The 16,855-nt window shown below is 62.7% G+C and carries 19 protein-coding genes and 1 pseudogene; 12 read left to right on the forward strand and 8 right to left on the reverse strand.

The genetic code is table 11. The annotated features are described in order from the left end of the window. Positions 1-25 precede the first annotated feature (25 nt). A complete protein-coding gene (locus tag HU763_RS23985; RefSeq protein ID WP_186684032.1) occupies positions 26-385 on the forward strand; it encodes a cupin domain-containing protein in 360 nt (119 codons plus the stop codon). 71 nt (positions 386-456) lie between these two features. On the opposite strand, the gene rpmG is transcribed toward HU763_RS23985, so the two are convergent. Both rpmG and rpmB read right to left on the reverse strand, forming a co-directional pair. Next, complete coding sequence (gene rpmG, locus HU763_RS23990) at positions 457-612, reverse strand: 50S ribosomal protein L33 (RefSeq protein WP_003253507.1); 156 nt, start codon at positions 610-612, stop codon at positions 457-459. 10 nt (positions 613-622) lie between these two features. Next, on the reverse strand, positions 623-859 hold the full coding sequence (gene rpmB / locus HU763_RS23995) for a 50S ribosomal protein L28 (protein WP_003258972.1): 237 nt from the start codon (positions 857-859) through the stop codon (positions 623-625). A gap of 361 nt (positions 860-1,220) precedes the next feature. Here rpmB and HU763_RS24000 point away from each other — a divergent pair, with 361 nt between their 5' ends. Next, positions 1,221-2,828, forward strand: coding sequence for an ABC transporter substrate-binding protein (locus HU763_RS24000; protein WP_186684031.1), 1,608 nt, complete (start codon positions 1,221-1,223; stop codon positions 2,826-2,828). A 123-nt stretch (positions 2,829-2,951) separates the two neighbouring features. Here the strand turns inward: HU763_RS24000 and radC are convergent, their stop codons facing one another. Then, positions 2,952-3,632: a RadC family protein gene (radC, locus tag HU763_RS24005; protein ID WP_186684030.1), complete on the reverse strand. Its 681-nt coding sequence runs from the start codon at positions 3,630-3,632 to the stop codon at positions 2,952-2,954. A 126-nt stretch (positions 3,633-3,758) separates the two neighbouring features. Between radC and coaBC the strand changes: the two genes are divergently transcribed. The 7 genes and pseudogenes from coaBC to HU763_RS24040 all read left to right on the forward strand — a co-directional run bounded on the left by coaBC (position 3,759) and on the right by HU763_RS24040 (position 9,771). Next, a complete protein-coding gene (gene coaBC / locus HU763_RS24010) occupies positions 3,759-4,970 on the forward strand; it encodes a bifunctional phosphopantothenoylcysteine decarboxylase/phosphopantothenate--cysteine ligase CoaBC (protein ID WP_003253409.1) in 1,212 nt (403 codons plus the stop codon). 5 nt (positions 4,971-4,975) lie between these two features. Continuing rightward, entirely contained in the window at positions 4,976-5,431 is a 456-nt protein-coding gene (gene dut, locus HU763_RS24015; RefSeq protein WP_186684029.1) for a dUTP diphosphatase, read from the forward strand. Positions 5,432-5,575: 144 nt separating this feature from the next. Continuing rightward, positions 5,576-6,943, forward strand: a pseudogene (locus HU763_RS24020) (phosphomannomutase/phosphoglucomutase); the annotation flags it as partial. Positions 6,944-6,973: 30 nt separating this feature from the next. Next, on the forward strand, positions 6,974-7,879 hold the full coding sequence (gene argB, locus HU763_RS24025; protein WP_170033798.1) for an acetylglutamate kinase: 906 nt from the start codon (positions 6,974-6,976) through the stop codon (positions 7,877-7,879). A gap of 160 nt (positions 7,880-8,039) precedes the next feature. After that, entirely contained in the window at positions 8,040-8,720 is a 681-nt protein-coding gene (locus HU763_RS24030; RefSeq protein WP_186684027.1) for a CsgG/HfaB family protein, read from the forward strand. A gap of 26 nt (positions 8,721-8,746) precedes the next feature. Continuing rightward, positions 8,747-9,115 (forward strand): DUF4810 domain-containing protein, encoded by a 369-nt coding sequence (locus HU763_RS24035; RefSeq protein ID WP_186684025.1) that lies wholly within the window; start codon positions 8,747-8,749, stop codon positions 9,113-9,115. Next, positions 9,112-9,771, forward strand: a complete 660-nt coding sequence (locus HU763_RS24040; protein ID WP_186684023.1) for a DUF799 domain-containing protein — start codon at positions 9,112-9,114, stop codon at positions 9,769-9,771. Before HU763_RS24035 ends, HU763_RS24040 begins: the two co-directional genes overlap by 4 nt. 58 nt (positions 9,772-9,829) lie before the next feature. On the opposite strand, the gene pyrE is transcribed toward HU763_RS24040, so the two are convergent. Next, entirely contained in the window at positions 9,830-10,471 is a 642-nt protein-coding gene (gene pyrE / locus HU763_RS24045; protein ID WP_186684021.1) for an orotate phosphoribosyltransferase, read from the reverse strand. Between the two features lie 80 nt (positions 10,472-10,551). On the opposite strand from pyrE, the gene HU763_RS24050 reads away from it, so the two are divergent. After that, positions 10,552-11,331: an exodeoxyribonuclease III gene (locus HU763_RS24050; protein ID WP_003253401.1), complete on the forward strand. Its 780-nt coding sequence runs from the start codon at positions 10,552-10,554 to the stop codon at positions 11,329-11,331. Positions 11,332-11,447: 116 nt separating this feature from the next. Here HU763_RS24050 and HU763_RS24055 read toward each other — a convergent pair whose 3' ends face one another. Both HU763_RS24055 and rph read right to left on the reverse strand, forming a co-directional pair. Next, entirely contained in the window at positions 11,448-11,816 is a 369-nt protein-coding gene (locus HU763_RS24055; protein ID WP_186671858.1) for a DUF4870 domain-containing protein, read from the reverse strand. Between the two features lie 23 nt (positions 11,817-11,839). Next, on the reverse strand, positions 11,840-12,562 hold the full coding sequence (rph, locus tag HU763_RS24060) for a ribonuclease PH (protein ID WP_170033801.1): 723 nt from the start codon (positions 12,560-12,562) through the stop codon (positions 11,840-11,842). A gap of 227 nt (positions 12,563-12,789) precedes the next feature. Here rph and HU763_RS24065 point away from each other — a divergent pair, with 227 nt between their 5' ends. Together HU763_RS24065 and gmk are read left to right on the forward strand one after the other, a co-directional pair. After that, a complete protein-coding gene (locus HU763_RS24065; protein WP_170033803.1) occupies positions 12,790-13,653 on the forward strand; it encodes a YicC/YloC family endoribonuclease in 864 nt (287 codons plus the stop codon). Between the two features lie 13 nt (positions 13,654-13,666). Continuing rightward, the gene (gene gmk / locus HU763_RS24070; RefSeq protein WP_186684019.1) at positions 13,667-14,287 is read left to right on the forward strand and encodes a guanylate kinase; all 621 of its coding nucleotides are present in this window, start codon (positions 13,667-13,669) and stop codon (positions 14,285-14,287) included. A gap of 136 nt (positions 14,288-14,423) precedes the next feature. Here gmk and HU763_RS24075 read toward each other — a convergent pair whose 3' ends face one another. Together HU763_RS24075 and HU763_RS24080 are read right to left on the reverse strand one after the other, a co-directional pair. Continuing rightward, positions 14,424-15,965 carry an APC family permease gene (locus tag HU763_RS24075; protein WP_170033807.1) on the reverse strand — a complete coding sequence of 514 codons (1,542 nt, stop codon included), beginning with the start codon at positions 15,963-15,965 and terminating at the stop codon, positions 14,424-14,426. Between the two features lie 112 nt (positions 15,966-16,077). After that, on the reverse strand, positions 16,078-16,851 hold the full coding sequence (locus tag HU763_RS24080; protein ID WP_186684018.1) for a gamma-glutamyl-gamma-aminobutyrate hydrolase family protein: 774 nt from the start codon (positions 16,849-16,851) through the stop codon (positions 16,078-16,080). Positions 16,852-16,855: the final 4 nt, after the last annotated feature.

Consider the following 16,855-nt stretch of genomic DNA (forward strand, 5'->3'; position numbering starts at 1 on the left):
ATTAAACAACAACAGGAGCCGAACCATGAGCATTGCCAGCATCATCGACTTCGCCCAGGTCATCACCGAGGCCGAACGCTACCGCCCGGCGGCGGAAAAAATCCTCAAGGGCGAGCCCGACCAGGCCGTCTATAACCATTATTCCAGCCCCTGCGGGCAGTTCGCCGCTGGCGTGTGGGAGGGTGAAGTGGGGCAGTGGACGGTGAACTACACCGAGCATGAATACTGCGAGATCGTTCAGGGCGTGTCGGTGCTGCGCGACCAGGACGGTGGCGCCAAGACCCTGCGTACGGGCGACCGGTTTGTCATCCCGGCCGGCTTCAAGGGCACCTGGGAGGTGCTGGAGCCTTGCCGCAAGATCTATGTGATGTTCGAGCAGAAATGATCTGAGGCCCTGACAGGCATAAAAAAACCCGCGTCCTTTCGGAGGCGGGTTTTTTTCAGGTCGCCGATCAATTACTTGATCTTGGCTTCCTTGTACACCACGTGCTTGCGAACAACCGGATCGTATTTCTTGATCTCGATTTTGTCCGGAGTGGTGCGCTTGTTCTTGTCGGTGGTGTAGAAGTGGCCAGTGCCAGCACTCGAAACCAGACGGATCAATTCACGCATGACGTTCTCCTTAGAACTTTTCGCCGCGAGCGCGCAGCTCGGCCAGCACTACGTCGATACCACGCTTGTCAATGACGCGCATGCCTTTGGCGGATACGCGCAGACGCACGAAACGCTTCTCGGATTCAACCCAGAAACGGTGGTGCTGCAGGTTCGGCAGGAAACGACGACGGGTTTTGTTGTTTGCGTGGGAAATGTTGTTCCCGGTTACTGGACCCTTACCAGTAACTTGACAGACTCTCGACATGACTCAGCCCTCTAAAACCACATGCCCAACCCGGCATGGGTTGGCCGCTTAATCTCTCAGTCTTTGGCGCCTGGGCGCCGTGATTCTGGAGGTCTTACCGACCGGATACGCTGACGCGACAGGCCGAGCCCCTAGAAAAGAGCGCTGCTTTATACCAGAAAGACTTGGCCACAACAACAGAAGATACATTTCCGGCGCCGGCCAAGCGCGCCGGGCCAGCATAGCGGCAGGCCCCGCCAGCCGTCGACCGCTCGTCGCCAGTTTTGTAAAAAAGGGTGTGGTCATTTCCCTACAGGCGCACTAGGGTAGGCCTTTTCCAGACTGCACTGGCAGATGGGCCACTGACAGCCAAGGAGCCACCATGCGTGCCGCCGCCCTTTCCTTATTGTTCAACTCCGTGTTCGCCGCCGGCGCCCTGTTCGCCGCCGGCGTTGCCCAGGCTGCCCCGCTGAGCGTCTGCAGCGAGGCCAGCCCCGAAGGCTTCGACGTGGTGCAGTACAACTCGCTGACCACCACCAACGCCACCGCCGACGTGCTGATGAACCGGCTGGTGGAGTTCGATGCGCAGCAAGGCAAGGTGGTGCCGAGCCTGGCGGCCAGCTGGACGGTATCGGCCGACGGCCTGGTCTATGACTTCAGCCTGCGCGATGACGTGAAATTCCACACTACCGCCTACTTCAAGCCCAGCCGCGCACTGAATGCCGACGATGTGCTGTTCAGCTTCCAGCGCATGCTCTACCCCGCCCATGCCTGGCACAAGACCGCACCGGGTGGTTACCCGCATGCCCAGTCGTTGCAGCTGGGCAGCCTGATCAAGGCGATCGAGGCGCCGACGCCAAACACCGTGCGCTTCACCCTCAACCACCCGGACGCCACGTTCCTGGCCACCTTGAGCATGGGCTTCGCCTCGATCTACTCCGCCGAATATGCCGACAAGCTGCTCAAGGCCGGCACCCCGGAGAAGCTCAACAGCCAGCCGGTCGGCACCGGGCCGTTCGTGTTCCAGCGCTTCCAGAAGGACGCCATGGTGCGCTACCGCGCCAACCCGGACTATTTTGCCGGCAAGCCGGCGGTCGACCCGCTGATCTTCGCCATCACCACCGACGCCAATGTGCGCCTGCAGAAACTCAAGCGCGGTGAGTGCCAGGTGGCCTTGTCGCCCAAGCCACTGGACATTGCCGAAGCAGGCAAGGATGGCAACCTCAAGGTGGCCACCACCCCGGCCTTCATGACGGCCTTTGTCGCCATCAACAGCCAGCACCGGCCGCTGGACAAGCCGGAGGTACGCCAGGCCATCAATCTGGCTTTCGACAAGCAGGCCTACCTGAAGGCGGTGTTCGAGGACTCCGCAGTGGCCGCCAATGGCCCCTACCCGCCCAACACCTGGAGCTACGCCAAGGACCTGCCCGGCTATACGCTGGACCTGAAAAAAGCCAAGGCGCTGCTGAACAAGGCTGGCCTGGCCGAAGGCTTCAACACCACCATCTGGACCCGCCCGTCGGGCAGCCTGCTCAACCCCAACCCCAGCCTGGGCGCGCAGATGCTGCAGGCAGACCTGGCCAAGGTTGGCATCAAGGCAGAAATCCGCGTGATCGAATGGGGCGAGCTGATCCGCCGCGCCAAGGCCGGCGAGCATGACTTGCTGTTCATGGGCTGGGCAGGTGACAACGGCGACCCGGACAACTTCCTCAGCCCGCAGTTTTCCTGCGCGGCGGTGCAATCGGGGACCAACTTCGCCCGCTTCTGCGACAGCCGCCTGGATCAGCTGATCAGCGCCGGGCGCACCACCAATGACCAGAGCGTGCGCAGCCGGCTGTACCAGCAGGCGCAGACGTTGATCCAGCAACAGGCGCTGTGGGTGCCATTGGCGCACCCGACGGCGGCGACCTTGCTGCGCCGGGACGTCGAGGGGTATCAGGTGAGCCCGTTCGGGCGGGTGGACTTCAGCAAGGTCTCAGTGACCAGGTAAACCTGCACCGGCCTCTTCGCGGGCTCGCCCGCTCCCACAGTGACAGCACAACATTCAAGGTTGGTGCGATACCTGTGGGAGCGGGCGAGCCCGCGAAAAGGCCGGGACAGGCTGCACAAGTGCCTAAGCCACAATCCACCCATGCTCGACCATCGACAGCGGCTCCCCGTCACCGATAATGATGTGATCCAGCACCCGCACATCGATCAACGCCAGCCCGCGCTTCAACGACAGGGTCAGATGCACATCGTCCTGGCTGGGTTCACTATTGCCCGAGGGGTGGTTGTGGCACAGGATCAACGCCGCCGCGTTGTGCAGCAACGCCCGCCGTACCACCTCCCGCGGGTAGACACTCGCCCGGTCTATCGTACCCCTGAACAGGATTTCAAAAGCCAACGGCCTGTGCTTGGTATCGAGAAACAGGCAACCGAATACCTCACTGGCTTCATGACGCAGCATGGCCTTGAGATAACGCCGTACCGCCGCCGGGCCTTCGAGAACCGCTGCGCGCTCGATGTTCTCATCCAGATAACGCCGGCCGATCTCCAAAAGCGCCTGTAACTGGGCATATTTAACGGCCCCTATGCCCGGCTCACGCAGTACAGCGTCGCGATCGGCTTCAAGAAACTGCCTGAGCCCGCCAAACCGCGCCAGCAGCCCTCGCGCCAGGTCCAGCACATTGCGCCCGGCAACTCCCGAGCCGAGCAGTACAGCGAGCAACTCGGCATCCGAAAGCACCGCCGCTCCACGCTGCAACAATTTCTCCCTCGGCCGCTCTTCCGCCGGCCACTCCCTGATATTCATCCGCCGTCTACCCTTGCTGCGACCGATTTCGGCCCTGTGTTAATCTATTTCGCCTCGTACATGCGACGTTCTGCCGCAGGCATTCCCAAACGTCGTCGCCCGCTCTCACTGGAAAAAGGCAAGCCTATGCAGCGGCTGTATCGCAAGCGCATCGTTCTCGGCGTGGGTGGCGGCATTGCCGCCTACAAAAGCGCCGAACTGATTCGCCGACTCCTGGAGCACGGCGCGCAGGTGCGCGTCGTCATGACCCGTGGTGGTGCAGAGTTCATCACCCCGCTGACCCTGCAGGCACTGTCCGGCCACCCGGTGCACATGGACCTGCTCGACCCTGCCGCCGAAGCGGCCATGGGCCACATCGAACTGGCCAAGTGGGCCGACCTGGTGCTGATCGCCCCGGCCACCGCCGACCTCATGGCGCGCATGGCCCAAGGCATGGCCGATGACCTGCTGACCACCCTGGTGCTGGCTACCGACGCCACCGTCGCCGTGGCCCCGGCCATGAACCAGGCGATGTGGCGCGATCCCGCCACCCAGGCCAACCTCGAGCTGCTCAAGAGCCGTGGCATCCAGGTGTTCGGTCCGGCGTCCGGCAGCCAGGCCTGTGGCGACGTGGGCCTGGGCCGCATGCTCGAAGCCACCGACCTGGCCTGGTGTGCCGCGGAAAGCTTCAAGCGCCAGGCACTGACCGGCAAGCATGTGCTGATCACCGCCGGCCCGACCCAGGAAAACATCGACCCGGTGCGCTACATCACCAATCATAGCTCCGGCAAGATGGGCTTCGCCCTGGCCGAAGCGGCCGCAGAAGCCGGGGCTCGGGTCACCCTCGTCACCGGCCCGGTGCACTTGCCAACCCCCGACCGGGTCAGCCGCATCGACGTGGTCAGCGCGCGGGACATGCTCGCCGCCTGTGAAGCGGCCATGCCGTGTGACCTGTTCATCGCCTCGGCGGCGGTCGCGGACTACCGCCCGGAAGTCGTTGCCACGCAGAAACTCAAGAAGGATCCTACGACCGGCGACGGCATGCTGCTGCAGATGGTGCGCAATCCCGATATCCTTGCCACCATCGCCGGCCGTGCCGACCGCCCGTTCAGCGTCGGCTTCGCCGCCGAAACCGAACACTTGCTCGACTACGCCACGCGCAAGCTCAAGGACAAGAACCTCGACCTGATCGTTGCCAATGATGTGGCCAACCCCAGCATCGGCTTCAACAGCGAAGAAAACGCCTTGACCGTAATCGACCGCCAGCAGCACCAGACCCTCTTCGCGCAGACCAGCAAGGGCAAGATCGCCCGGCAACTGGTCGCCTTCATCGCCGAACGGCTCAATCAGGTTCAATAAGTTACATGCACGCTCTTCAAGCCAAGATCCTCGACCCACGCCTGGGCAGCGAATTCCCTCTGCCGCAGTACGCCACCCCCGGCTCCGCCGGCCTCGACCTGCGCGCCCTGCTCAAGGAAGACACCATCATCGAGCCGGGCCAGACCCTGCTGATCCCTACCGGCCTGTCGATCTACATTGGCGACCCAGGCCTGGCAGCGGTGATCCTGCCGCGCTCGGGCCTGGGCCATAAGCACGGCATCGTGCTGGGCAACCTGGTCGGGCTGATCGACTCGGACTACCAGGGCGAGCTGATGGTGTCGTGCTGGAACCGTGGCAACACCGCGTTCACCATCGCGGTGGGCGAACGTATCGCCCAGTTGGTGCTGGTACCGGTGGTACAGGCCCATTTCGACATCGTCGAAGCGTTCGATGAAACCCAGCGTGGCGCTGGCGGCTTCGGCCATTCTGGCAGCCACTGAGCCGACAGATGACCGTTCAGGCCAAGGATGGCGAACTCTCTGGCGAAACCACCGTCCAAGCGTTCAGTTTGCGCCTGCCCAGAAAGCCTTTGACTAATGGAGCTTCCAGAGATGAACGACATGGCCCACCTGGTACCCGCAGCACTACCAGACAGCATTTTCCGCGCGTATGACATCCGCGGCGTGGTCGGCAAGACCCTTCACGCCGAAACCGCCTACTGGATCGGCCGCGCCATCGGTGCACAGAGCCTGGCCCAGGGCGAACCGCAGGTTTCGGTCGGCCGCGATGGCCGCCTGTCCGGCCCGATGCTGGTCGAAGAGCTGATCAAGGGCTTGGTCGACGCCGGCTGCCACGTCAGCGATGTCGGCCTGGTGCCTACCCCGGCCCTGTACTACGCAGCCAATGTGCTGGCCGGCAAGTCCGGGGTGATGCTGACCGGCAGCCACAACCCGTCGGACTACAACGGCTTCAAGATCGTGATTGCCGGTGACACCCTGGCCAACGAACAGATCCAGGCCCTGCTGACCCGCCTGAAAACCAACAACCTGAGCCGCGCCGATGGTCGCGTGGAAAAGGTCGAGATCCTTGACCGCTACTTCCAGCAGATTGTCGATGACGTGAAGCTGGCGAAGAAGCTCAAGGTGGTGGTGGATTGCGGCAACGGTGCCGCTGGCGTGATCGCGCCGAAATTGATCGAAGCCCTGGGCTGCGAAGTGATCCCGCTGTTCTGCGAGGTCGACGGCAACTTCCCCAACCACCACCCGGACCCGGGCAAGCCGGAAAACCTCGAGGACCTGATTGCCAAGGTCAAGGAAACCGGTGCCGACATCGGCCTGGCCTTCGACGGTGACGGCGACCGGGTCGGCGTGGTGACCAACACCGGCAGCATCGTCTACCCCGACCGCCTGCTGATGCTGTTTGCCCAGGACGTGCTGTCGCGTAACCCGGGTGCCGAGATCATCTTCGACGTCAAATGCACCCGCCGCCTGACCCCGCTGATCGAACAGCACGGTGGCCGCGCGTTGATGTGGAAGACCGGCCACTCGCTGATCAAGAAGAAGATGAAGCAGTCCGGCTCGCTGCTGGCAGGCGAGATGAGCGGTCACATCTTCATCAAGGAACGCTGGTACGGTTTCGATGACGGTATCTACAGCGCCGCGCGCCTGCTGGAGATCCTCAGCAAGGCCGGGCAAAGCGCAGAAGACCTGTTCGCCGCCTTCCCGAACGATATTTCCACGCCGGAAATCAATATTGATGTGACCGACGAGGGTAAATTCAGCATCATTGATGCACTGCAACGCGACGCCGACTGGGGCGAAGCCAACCTGACCACCATCGACGGTGTGCGGGTGGACTACGCCCACGGCTGGGGCCTGGTTCGCGCCTCCAACACCACCCCGGTGCTGGTGCTGCGCTTCGAGGCCGACAGCGACGCCGAATTGCAACGTATCAAGGATGTTTTCCGTACCCAGTTGCTGCGGGTAGAGCCTGAGCTGCAACTGCCGTTCTGACCGACTATCTGTTCCTTACAGGAGCCCTGCATGACCCTCGATCGCGATGCCGCTTCCCATGTAGCCGAGGTTTTGTCCGAAGCACTGCCTTACATTCGCCGCTTTGTCGGCAAGACCCTGGTGATCAAGTACGGCGGCAACGCGATGGAGAGCGAGGAGCTCAAGACCGGCTTCGCCCGTGACATCGTGCTGATGAAGGCTGTAGGCATCAACCCGGTGGTGGTCCACGGTGGCGGCCCGCAGATCGGCGACCTGCTCAAGCGCCTGTCGATCGAAAGCCATTTCATCGACGGCATGCGCGTCACCGACGCGGCGACCATGGATGTGGTGGAGATGGTGCTGGGCGGCCAGGTCAACAAGGACATCGTCAACCTGATCAACCGCCACGGCGGCAGCGCCATCGGCCTGACCGGCAAGGACGCGGAGCTGATCCGCGCGCGCAAGCTGACCGTCAGCCGCAAGACGCCGGAAATGACCACCCCGGAAATCATCGACATCGGCCACGTCGGTGAAGTGGTGAGCGTGAACACCGACCTGCTGAACATGCTGGTCAAGGGCGACTTCATCCCGGTCATCGCGCCAATCGGTGTAGGTGCCGACGGTGAGTCGTACAACATCAACGCCGACCTGGTGGCGGGCAAGGTGGCCGAGGCGCTGAAGGCCGAGAAGCTGATGCTGCTGACCAACATCGCCGGCCTGATGGACAAGCAGGGCCAGGTACTGACCGGCCTGACCACCGAGCAGGTCAACGAACTGATCGCCGACGGCACCATCTACGGTGGCATGCTGCCGAAGATCAAATGCGCGCTGGACGCGGTGCAGGGCGGCGTGAACAGCTCGCACATCATTGACGGTCGTGTGCCGAATGCGGTGCTGCTGGAGATCTTCACCGACAGCGGCGTAGGTACCCTGATTACCAACCGCAAGCCGCGCTGACAGCCTGCTACTCCCTATCGCCGGCAAGCCGGCTCCTACAGCGATTGCACTGACCCAGGTTGGTGCAGGGCCTGGGAGCCGGCTTGCCGGCGATGCTTTTTGCGGCAAATACTGTCAGAATGCCACCTCGCTTCAATTTGATCTTTTCTGGAGAAACTGCGTGAAATACGCATCACAAGGACTCGTGCTGGCAGCCGCCCTGGCTGTCGGGTCCATCGCCGGCTGCGCCACCGAAACATCCACCGCTGTTGCCGTACAACAGGTTGAAAGCGTCAGCCGCCCCTACAGCGGTGTACGCGCACCGATTGCCGTCGGCAAGTTCGACAACCGTTCCAGCTACATGCGCGGCATCTTCTCCGATGGCGTCGACCGCCTCGGCGGCCAGGCCAAGACCATCCTCATCACCCACCTGCAGCAAACCAACCGCTTCAACGTGCTCGATCGCGACAACATGGGCGAGATCCAGCAGGAAGCCGCGATCAAGGGCCAGGCCCAGCGCCTGAAAGGTGCCGACTTCGTGGTGACTGGCGACGTTACCGAGTTCGGCCGCAAAGAGGTTGGCGATCACCAGCTGTTCGGCATTCTCGGTCGCGGCAAGACCCAGATCGCCTACGCCAAGGTGGCGCTGAACATCGTCAACATCAGCACTTCGGAAGTCGTCTACTCCAGCCAGGGTGCGGGGGAATACGCCCTGTCCAACCGCGAGATCATCGGCTTTGGCGGCACCGCCAGCTATGACTCCACGCTGAACGGCAAGGTGCTCGACCTGGCCATGCGCGAAGCCGTCAACAAGCTGGTGAACGCAGTCGAAAGCGGCCAGTGGAATCCGAAGGCCCAGTAACAGATTCTTCCAGGAAGGACTCCTACATGAGCATCACCCTCTCGGCCGTGCGCAGCTGCGCCGGCCTGGTGTTGGGCAGCATCCTGCTGGCCGGCTGCAACGCGCCCAAACCGCTGTACCAGTGGGAAAGCTACCAACCCCAGGTGTATGGCTACCTCAAAGGCGATTCGAAAGAGGAACAGGTCACCGCGCTGGAGCGCGACCTGGAAAAGATCAAGGCCAAGAACGGCGCCGTACCACCCGGCTACCATGCGCAGCTGGGCCTGCTGTATTCCAGCCTCGGCAAGGATGACCAGATGATTCAGCAGTTCCGCACCGAGAAGGCACTGTTCCCGGAATCGGCGACGTACATGGACTTCCTGATGAGCAACGCGAGCAAGGGAGCCAAGCAATGATCAAGCGCCTGAGCCAACTGATCACCACCGTTTGCGTGCTGGCCCTGTTCGCTGGCTGCGCCGAGCGCAAGACCATCGACTACTCCGCTTACAAGCAGAGCCGGCCGAAGTCGATCCTGATTCTCCCGCCACTGAACGAGTCGCCGGATGTGAAGGCGACCTACAGCATGCTGTCGCAGGTCACCTACCCGCTGGCCGAGGCTGGCTACTACGTGATGCCCGTGGCGCTGGTGGACGAGACCTTCCGCCAGAACGGCATGACCACGCCGGCCGACATCCACCAGCTGCCAATGCCCAAACTGCGTGAGATCTTTGGCGCTGATGCCGCGTTGTATGTGACCGTATCGGACTACGGTACCCGTTACATGGTGCTGAGCAGTGCAACTATCGTCACGGCCAATGCCAAGCTGGTCGACCTGAAGACCGGCACCACGCTGTGGACTGGCAGCGCCACGGCGTCCAGCCAGGAGAATCAGCAGAACCAGGGTGGCCTGGTCGGCATGCTGATCGTTGCGGCAGTCAACCAGATCGTCAGCAGCGTGCAGGAAGATGCTGGCTACCCCATCGCCGGCATGACCAGCGCACGCCTGCTGACGCCACATCCGAACGGCGGCATTCTCTACGGGCCACGTTCGCCCAAGTACGGCACTGACTGAGTGACACAAAAAAGGCGACCTTCACGCGAAGGTCGCCTTTTTCAGTTCCAGGCCGGGATCAGATCCCGTACTGCGCCCGGTAGGCCTCGACAGCTGGCAGGTGCTGCTTCAGCTGCGGGTCATCGGCGAGGAATTCCAGCACCTGGGTCAGCGAAACGATGCTGACGACCGGAATGCCGAAATCACGCTCCACTTCCTGGATCGCCGACAGTTCGCCATTGCCGCGCTCTTCGCGGTTCAACGCGATCAATACACCTGCGGCCTTGGCCTCTTGCGCATTGATGATCTGCATGACTTCACGGATGGCCGTACCGGCAGTGATCACATCGTCGATGATCAGCACTTCACCGGCCAACGGCGCGCCAACCAGGCTGCCGCCTTCGCCGTGGTCCTTGGCTTCCTTGCGGTTGAAGCACCATGGCACGTCGAGCTGGTGCTGCTCGGCCAGGGCCACGGCAGTCGCCGCCGCCAGCGGGATACCCTTGTAGGCCGGGCCGAACAGCACGTCGAACGGGATCTTGCTGTCGACGATGGCCGCCGCATAGCAACGACCCAGCTGGGCCAGGGCAGAACCGCTGTTGAACAGGCCGGCATTGAAGAAATACGGGCTGGTACGCCCCGATTTCAGGGTGAATTCACCGAAACGCAGTACCCCGCGATCGATGGCAAAACGGATGAAGTCGCGCTGATACGGCTGCATGGATAGTCCCGGACACCACGGATTTAGCTAAATGGGTTGAGCTCGGGTATCATACACGCACGAGATTTTTGGGGCCATTTATGCGGATCATCAGTGTGAACGTAAATGGCATTCAGGCTGCGGCCGAGCGTGGTTTGCTCAGCTGGCTGCAAGCCCAGAATGCCGACGTCATCTGCCTTCAGGATACCCGCGCCTCGGCCTTTGAACTCGATGACCCAGCTTTCCAGCTCGATGGCTATTTCCTTTATGCCTGCGACGCGGAGGTGCCTGCCCAAGGTGGTGTGGCCCTGTATTCGCGGATGCAGCCCAAGGCAGTCATCACCGGCCTGGGCTTCGAGACAGCCGACCGCTACGGGCGTTACCTGCAAGCAGATTTCGACAAGGTCAGTATTGCCAGCCTGCTGCTGCCTTCGGGTATGAACGGCGACGAAGACTTGAACCAGAAGTTCAAGTTGATGGACGACTTCGCCAAGTACCTGGACAAACAGCGTCGCAAGCGTCGTGAGTACATCTACTGCGGCTCGTTCTACGTGGCGCAGCAGAAGCTCGACATCAAGAACTGGCGCGACAGCCAACAGTCACCAGGCTTCCTGGCACCGGAGCGCGCCTGGATGGATGCGATCACCGGCGAGATGGGTTACGTCGATGCCCTGCGTGAAGTCAGCCGTGAAGGCGACCAGTACAGCTGGTGGCCCGACAACGAGCAGGCCGAGATGCTCAACCTGGGCTACCGGTTCGACTACCAGATCCTCACTCCGGGCCTGCGCCGCTTCGTGCGCAATGCCCGCCTGCCGCGTCAGCCGCGCTTCTCCCAGCATGCGCCGCTGATTGTCGACTATGACTGGACGTTGACCATCTAAACGCATGGGGCCGCTTTGCGGCCCTATCGCGACACAAGGCCGCTCCTACAGGGGAATGCATATCCCTTGTAGGAGCGGCCTTGTGTCGCGATAGGGCTGCAAAGCAGCCCCAATGGCTATTTGATCGGCCGCCAGATCATCGGGTAGCGATACGGCTTGCCTTCATTGGCCCGCACCGCCGCAATGATGATCAACACCAGCACCGCCACCATCAGCATGGCGAACAGCATCAGCCCGATGAACACGAACATCAGCAGGAAGCAGATGAACCCGGCAATGGTCACGCTGATCTGAAAGTTCAGCGCCTCCTTGCCCTGGGCATCGATGAAAGGGTCTTGCTCGCGCTTGAGATGCCACAGCACCAGCGGGCCCAGCAAGTGCCCGAGCGGCACCACCAGGCCCAGCAGCGCAGAAAGGTGACAGAACATCGCCCACTGCCGGACTTCGGCATTGGGCGGGGTGATCGACAGGTTGGAATCGCTCATGCCCCGCACCTCCTTGGCTGGGTTCAGTCGGCCAGTGCGGCCTGCTGCAGTTCGAAGATTTCAGCCATGCCCATCTGTGCCAGGGCGAGCATGGCGTTGAAGTCTTCCGGCTGGAACGGCGCGCCTTCGGCGGTACCCTGCACTTCGATGAAACCACCGGCGCTGGTCATGACCACGTTCAGGTCGGTCTCGGCGGCGGAGTCTTCCAGGTAGTCCAGGTCGAGTACCGCTTCACCCTGGTACATGCCCACCGACACCGCGGCGATCATGTGCTTGAGCGGGTTGCCGGCCTTCAGGCCGCCGCGCTTCTTGATCACCGCCAAGGCGTCGCACAGGGCGACCATGGCACCGGTGATGGATGCAGTGCGGGTACCGCCATCGGCCTGAATCACGTCGCAGTCGATGTACAGGGTGATGTCACCGAGTTTGCTCATGTCGAGCGCAGCGCGCAGCGAACGGCCGATCAGGCGCTGGATTTCCAGGGTGCGACCACCCTGCTTGCCACGGCTGGCCTCGCGCTGATTACGCTCGCCGGTGGAACGCGGCAACATGCCGTACTCGGCGGTCAGCCAGCCCTGGCCCTGCCCTTTGAGAAAGCGCGGCACACCGTTTTCCACACTGACCGTGCAGATGACCTTGGTGTCACCGAACTCGACCAGTACCGACCCTTCGGCGTGCTTGGTGTAGTTGCGGGTGATGCGGATCGAGCGGAGCTGATCGGCGGCGCGACCACTTGGACGTTTCATCTGGGATACCTGTACTGGGACTTGAATCTGCCGAGCATTATAGAGCCCGCGGCCCGGGGAGGACATGCCTATTGTCGCGCCCGGCGCTGCCCGTCGCCTTTTCCTGCTGCGCCAGCCAGCCCTCGGTAACATGGGTGGATTGGGCGCCAGGGCGCCACTGCGCTACAATCCTGCGCCTTGCAGCCGAGAGGCTCCCACCGTTCATTCATCTACGCGAGGTACTCCCCATGGTGCACAGCATGACCGCTTTTGCTCGTGTCGAGCGCGCCGGCAGCCAAGGCACCCTGGTCTGGGAGCTGCGTTCGGTCAATCACCGTTACCTGGAGCCGCACCTGCGCCTGCCCGAAGCCCTGCGCGACCTCGAGGGCGCCGTGCGTGAGGGCCTGCGCCAGGGCCTGTCGCGGGGCAAGGTGGAATGTACCCTGCGCCTCAACGACGACAGCAACGGCAAACCGCTGAAGGTAGACCGCGAGCGCGCCGCACAACTGGTTGCCGCTGCCGAGGAAGTGGCCGGCCTGATCAAGCAACCGGCACCGCTGAACCCGCTGGAAGTGCTGTCGTGGCCAGGCGTGCTGGTGGCCGACGCCAGTGACCCGCAGGCGCTGAATGCCGAAGCCATGGCACTGTTCGACGAAGCCCTCGCCGAACTCAAGGCCGGGCGCCAGCGTGAAGGCCAGGAGCTGGCCCGGCTGATCAACGAACGCCTGGACAACATGGCCAGCGAAGTCACAACCCTGCGCGCCCTGGTGCCACAGATGCTGGCGGCACAGCGACAGAAGATCCTCGATCGCTTCGGCGACGTGCAGGCCGAACTCGACCCGCAACGCCTGGAACAGGAGCTGGTGCTGCTGGCCCAGAAGAGCGACGTGGCCGAGGAACTCGACCGCCTGAGCACCCACGTCACCGAAGTACGCCGAGTGCTCAAGGGTGGCGGTGCCGCCGGCCGGCGCCTGGACTTCCTGATGCAGGAACTCAACCGCGAGGCCAATACCCTCGGCTCCAAGGCCTTCGACCCACGCAGCACGCAAGCGGCGGTCAACCTGAAGGTACTGATCGAACAGATGCGTGAACAAGTACAGAACATCGAGTAAGGCCACCCCGACCATGAACCACAGCAGCGGCACCCTCTATATCGTTTCGGCCCCTTCCGGCGCCGGCAAGACCAGCCTGGTCACCGCCCTGACCAAGGACGACCCGCAGATCCGCGTCTCGGTCTCGCACACCACCCGCGCCATGCGCCCGGGCGAGCAGCACGGGGTGAACTATCACTTCGTCGTCCACGAGGAGTTCAAGGCCCTGATTGCGCAAGGTGACTTCCTTGAGCATGCCGAGGTGTTCGGCAACTTCTATGGCACCTCGCGCAGTGCGCTGCAGCATACGCTGGACCAGGGTTACGACCTGATTCTGGAAATCGACTGGCAAGGCGCCCAGCAAGTGCGCAAGCTGATGCCGCAGGCATTGTCGATATTCATCCTGCCGCCAAGCCAGCAGGCCTTGCGTCATCGTCTGGACGGCCGCGGGCAGGACAGTGAAGAGATCATTGCCGGGCGCATGAAAGAAGCGGTCAGTGAGATGGTGCACTACGACGAATATGACTACGTGATCATCAACGATGATTTCGACGTGGCGCTGGAGGATTTGAAAGCGGTGTTCCGCTCGAACCGCCTAGTGCTGAAGAAACAGCAACAGCGCAACAGCGGGTTGCTGAAAGAACTGCTCTCCTGAGAGACCGTACGGGGCCGCTTTGCGGCCCTATCGCGACACAAGGCCGCTCCTACAAGGGATCGCGTTAGTCAGGCTTGCGCGATCTCCTGTAGGAGCGGCCTTGTGTCGCGAAAGGGGCGCGAAGCGCCCCCCGGCTTTATTCCTGCAGTGGCAAGGTAGCCTGCTGACGCAGGGTAGCCCCGAGGAAATACGCCGGTGCGCGCATGCGCGACAGCATCATCAGCCCGATGCCGAGCACCGAAATGATCGCGGCAATCACGAATACCAGCCCCAGTCCGCCCACATGTGAGCCACTGCCGAAGTCTGGCGAAGCGCTGTCGATGGCAGTACGCACGAAGATCACCGACAGAATCACCCCACCCACCAACGGGCACAGGCCACGCATGATGAAGTGGCGCAGGCTGTCGAACAGGCTGTCGCGGAAATACCAGACGCAGGCGAATGCGGTCAGCGAATAGTAGAAGCAGATCATCATGCCCAGGGCGGTAATGGTATCCGCCAGCACGTTCTCGCTCAGGGTACGCATGGTCACGTAGAACAGGCCCGCGGCCAGGCCGGCGCAGATGGTGGCGTAGCGTGGGGTTTGCGAACGCGGGCAGACGCTGGCGAACTTCTGCGGCACCGCACCGTAGTAGCCCATGGCCAAGAGCGTGCGCGCGGGCGCAACGAAGGTCGACTGCAGCGAGGCTGCGGTACTGGCCAGCACGGCAATGGACATCAGGATCGCCAATGGCCCCATGACCGGGCCGGCCAGGTGAGCGAACACGTTTTCCTGGATGCGCGGGTTGTTCAGGCCCAGGCCAGACTCGCTGATCCCGGCAAACTGCAGGGTGGCGATCGCAGTGAACAGGTACAGGCCGAGAATCAACATCACGGTCCAGGTGGCCGCCTTGCCCGGTACCTCTTCACTGCCTACCGACTCTTCGCTGACGGTCAGGCAGGTGTCCCACCCCCAGAAGATGAAGATCGACAGCGACAGCCCGGCGGCGAAGGCCGAGAACGACTCGACACCGAACGGGTTGAACCAGGCGAAATCGAATTCCAGCGGCGGCGGCGCGGTGGTACCGTCGAAGGCGGCAAAGGCAAAGCCGATCAGCACCACCAACTGCAGCGCCACCAAGCCGTACTGCACGGTCATGGTGGTGGCGATACCCCGACAGCAGATCCACACCGCCAGGGCAATGAACACGCAACAGGTCACCACGTTGATCAACAGGTTGTCGGCCAGTGCCGCCAGCTCGTGATGGCCGGTGATCTGGCCGAGGAACAGGTAGAAGAAGTCGACGGCCACGCCCGCCAGGTTCGACAGCACGATGGTGGTGGCGACGACCAGACCCCAGCCGCCGATCCAGCCGATCATCGGGCCGAAGGCACGCGCCGACCAGGTAAACGATGTGCCGCTGTCCGGCTCGGCCGAGTTCAGCTCGCGGTAACCGAGGGCGACCAGCAGCATCGGAAGGAAGCCGACGATGAACACCGCTGGCAGGTGGGCGCCCACCTCGCGCACGGTCGGGCCAAGTGCGCCGGTCAAGGTATAGACCGGGGCGATGGTGGAAATGCCCAGCACCACGCTGGCCAGCAAGCCCAGCCGGCCTTTGGCCAGGCCCTTGCTGCGCTGGGTATTGCCCGCGTCGGCCACCACGTCGGGTGGGCGGCCGGCTTCTGTGTAATCGCTCATGAGTATTTGCCGTAGATTTTGGAATTGTTTTCACTGGCCTTGCGCACAAGGCTCGCTTTCACTCATTGAAAGCTGCTGCCGGGAATCAGTCATCCGAGACCTTCGGCTGACGTCAGAATGCTTTCTGCCGTGCGCCCTCCCGTGCTGCGTAGGCAATGCAAGCCTCGCGAAACGCCTGGAACAGGCGCAGCGAGACCGGGTTTTCGCTAAATCGCCATTCCGGGTGCCATTGCACGCCAAGCACGAAGCCCGGCGCCGCAGGCATGGATACCGCTTCGATCAGGCCATCCGGGGCCCGTGCCTCGACGCGCAGGCCAGGGGCCAGGCGGTCGATGCCCTGGCTGTGCAGCGAGTTGACCTCGAACTGCGCAGCCAGGCCCAGGCGCTCGAACAACCCGCCCGGCTCGATGCCGACAAGGTGGCGAGGGCCATATTGCACTTCCAGGGGTGCGTCCTCGGGTTCGCGGTGGTCCTGGTAACCGGGCAGCTCCTGCACGCGCTGGTGCAGGCTGCCGCCCAGGGCCACGTTCAATTCCTGGTAACCGCGGCAGATGCAGAACACCGGCACCCCGGCAGCGATGGCCGCCTGCAGCAGCGGCAGGGTCAGGCGATCGCGCGCCAGATCGTGCCGGGTACCGGCCGCGCTGGGGGCGCCATTGTAATGATGCGGTTCGATATTTGAAGGCGAGCCGGTAAAAACAATGCCGTCCAGACGGGCCAGCAGCGCCTGTGTGTCGCTGCCACCGTCACGCGCCGGCAATATCAGCGGCAGGCCGGCAAAGCCGGCCGCCTCGACATACTTGTCGCCTACCGTGTGCGACGGGTTCTTGCCGACCTGCTGGCGGCAGGCGCTGACACCGATCAAGGGGACCGCATTTGCGCTCATGGGC

It is taken from the genome of Pseudomonas anuradhapurensis, from assembly GCF_014269225.2.
GTDB lineage: Bacteria > Pseudomonadota > Gammaproteobacteria > Pseudomonadales > Pseudomonadaceae > Aquipseudomonas > Aquipseudomonas anuradhapurensis.

Excerpts from the sequence above, each read along its gene's own strand:
- HU763_RS23985 (WP_186684032.1), top strand. The coding sequence starts at position 26 with ATGAGCATTGCCAGCATCATCGACTTCGCCCAGGTCATCACCGAGGCC.
- rpmG (WP_003253507.1), bottom strand. The coding sequence starts at position 612 with ATGCGTGAATTGATCCGTCTGGTTTCGAGTGCTGGCACTGGCCACTTC.
- rpmB (WP_003258972.1), bottom strand. The coding sequence starts at position 859 with ATGTCGAGAGTCTGTCAAGTTACTGGTAAGGGTCCAGTAACCGGGAAC.
- HU763_RS24000 (WP_186684031.1), top strand. The coding sequence starts at position 1,221 with ATGCGTGCCGCCGCCCTTTCCTTATTGTTCAACTCCGTGTTCGCCGCC.
- radC (WP_186684030.1), bottom strand. The coding sequence starts at position 3,632 with ATGAATATCAGGGAGTGGCCGGCGGAAGAGCGGCCGAGGGAGAAATTG.
- coaBC (WP_003253409.1), top strand. The coding sequence starts at position 3,759 with ATGCAGCGGCTGTATCGCAAGCGCATCGTTCTCGGCGTGGGTGGCGGC.
- dut (WP_186684029.1), top strand. The coding sequence starts at position 4,976 with ATGCACGCTCTTCAAGCCAAGATCCTCGACCCACGCCTGGGCAGCGAA.
- argB (WP_170033798.1), top strand. The coding sequence starts at position 6,974 with ATGACCCTCGATCGCGATGCCGCTTCCCATGTAGCCGAGGTTTTGTCC.
- HU763_RS24035 (WP_186684025.1), top strand. The coding sequence starts at position 8,747 with ATGAGCATCACCCTCTCGGCCGTGCGCAGCTGCGCCGGCCTGGTGTTG.
- HU763_RS24040 (WP_186684023.1), top strand. The coding sequence starts at position 9,112 with ATGATCAAGCGCCTGAGCCAACTGATCACCACCGTTTGCGTGCTGGCC.
- pyrE (WP_186684021.1), bottom strand. The coding sequence starts at position 10,471 with ATGCAGCCGTATCAGCGCGACTTCATCCGTTTTGCCATCGATCGCGGG.
- HU763_RS24050 (WP_003253401.1), top strand. The coding sequence starts at position 10,552 with ATGCGGATCATCAGTGTGAACGTAAATGGCATTCAGGCTGCGGCCGAG.
- HU763_RS24055 (WP_186671858.1), bottom strand. The coding sequence starts at position 11,816 with ATGAGCGATTCCAACCTGTCGATCACCCCGCCCAATGCCGAAGTCCGG.
- rph (WP_170033801.1), bottom strand. The coding sequence starts at position 12,562 with ATGAAACGTCCAAGTGGTCGCGCCGCCGATCAGCTCCGCTCGATCCGC.
- HU763_RS24065 (WP_170033803.1), top strand. The coding sequence starts at position 12,790 with ATGGTGCACAGCATGACCGCTTTTGCTCGTGTCGAGCGCGCCGGCAGC.
- gmk (WP_186684019.1), top strand. The coding sequence starts at position 13,667 with ATGAACCACAGCAGCGGCACCCTCTATATCGTTTCGGCCCCTTCCGGC.
- HU763_RS24075 (WP_170033807.1), bottom strand. The coding sequence starts at position 15,965 with ATGAGCGATTACACAGAAGCCGGCCGCCCACCCGACGTGGTGGCCGAC.
- HU763_RS24080 (WP_186684018.1), bottom strand. The coding sequence starts at position 16,851 with ATGAGCGCAAATGCGGTCCCCTTGATCGGTGTCAGCGCCTGCCGCCAG.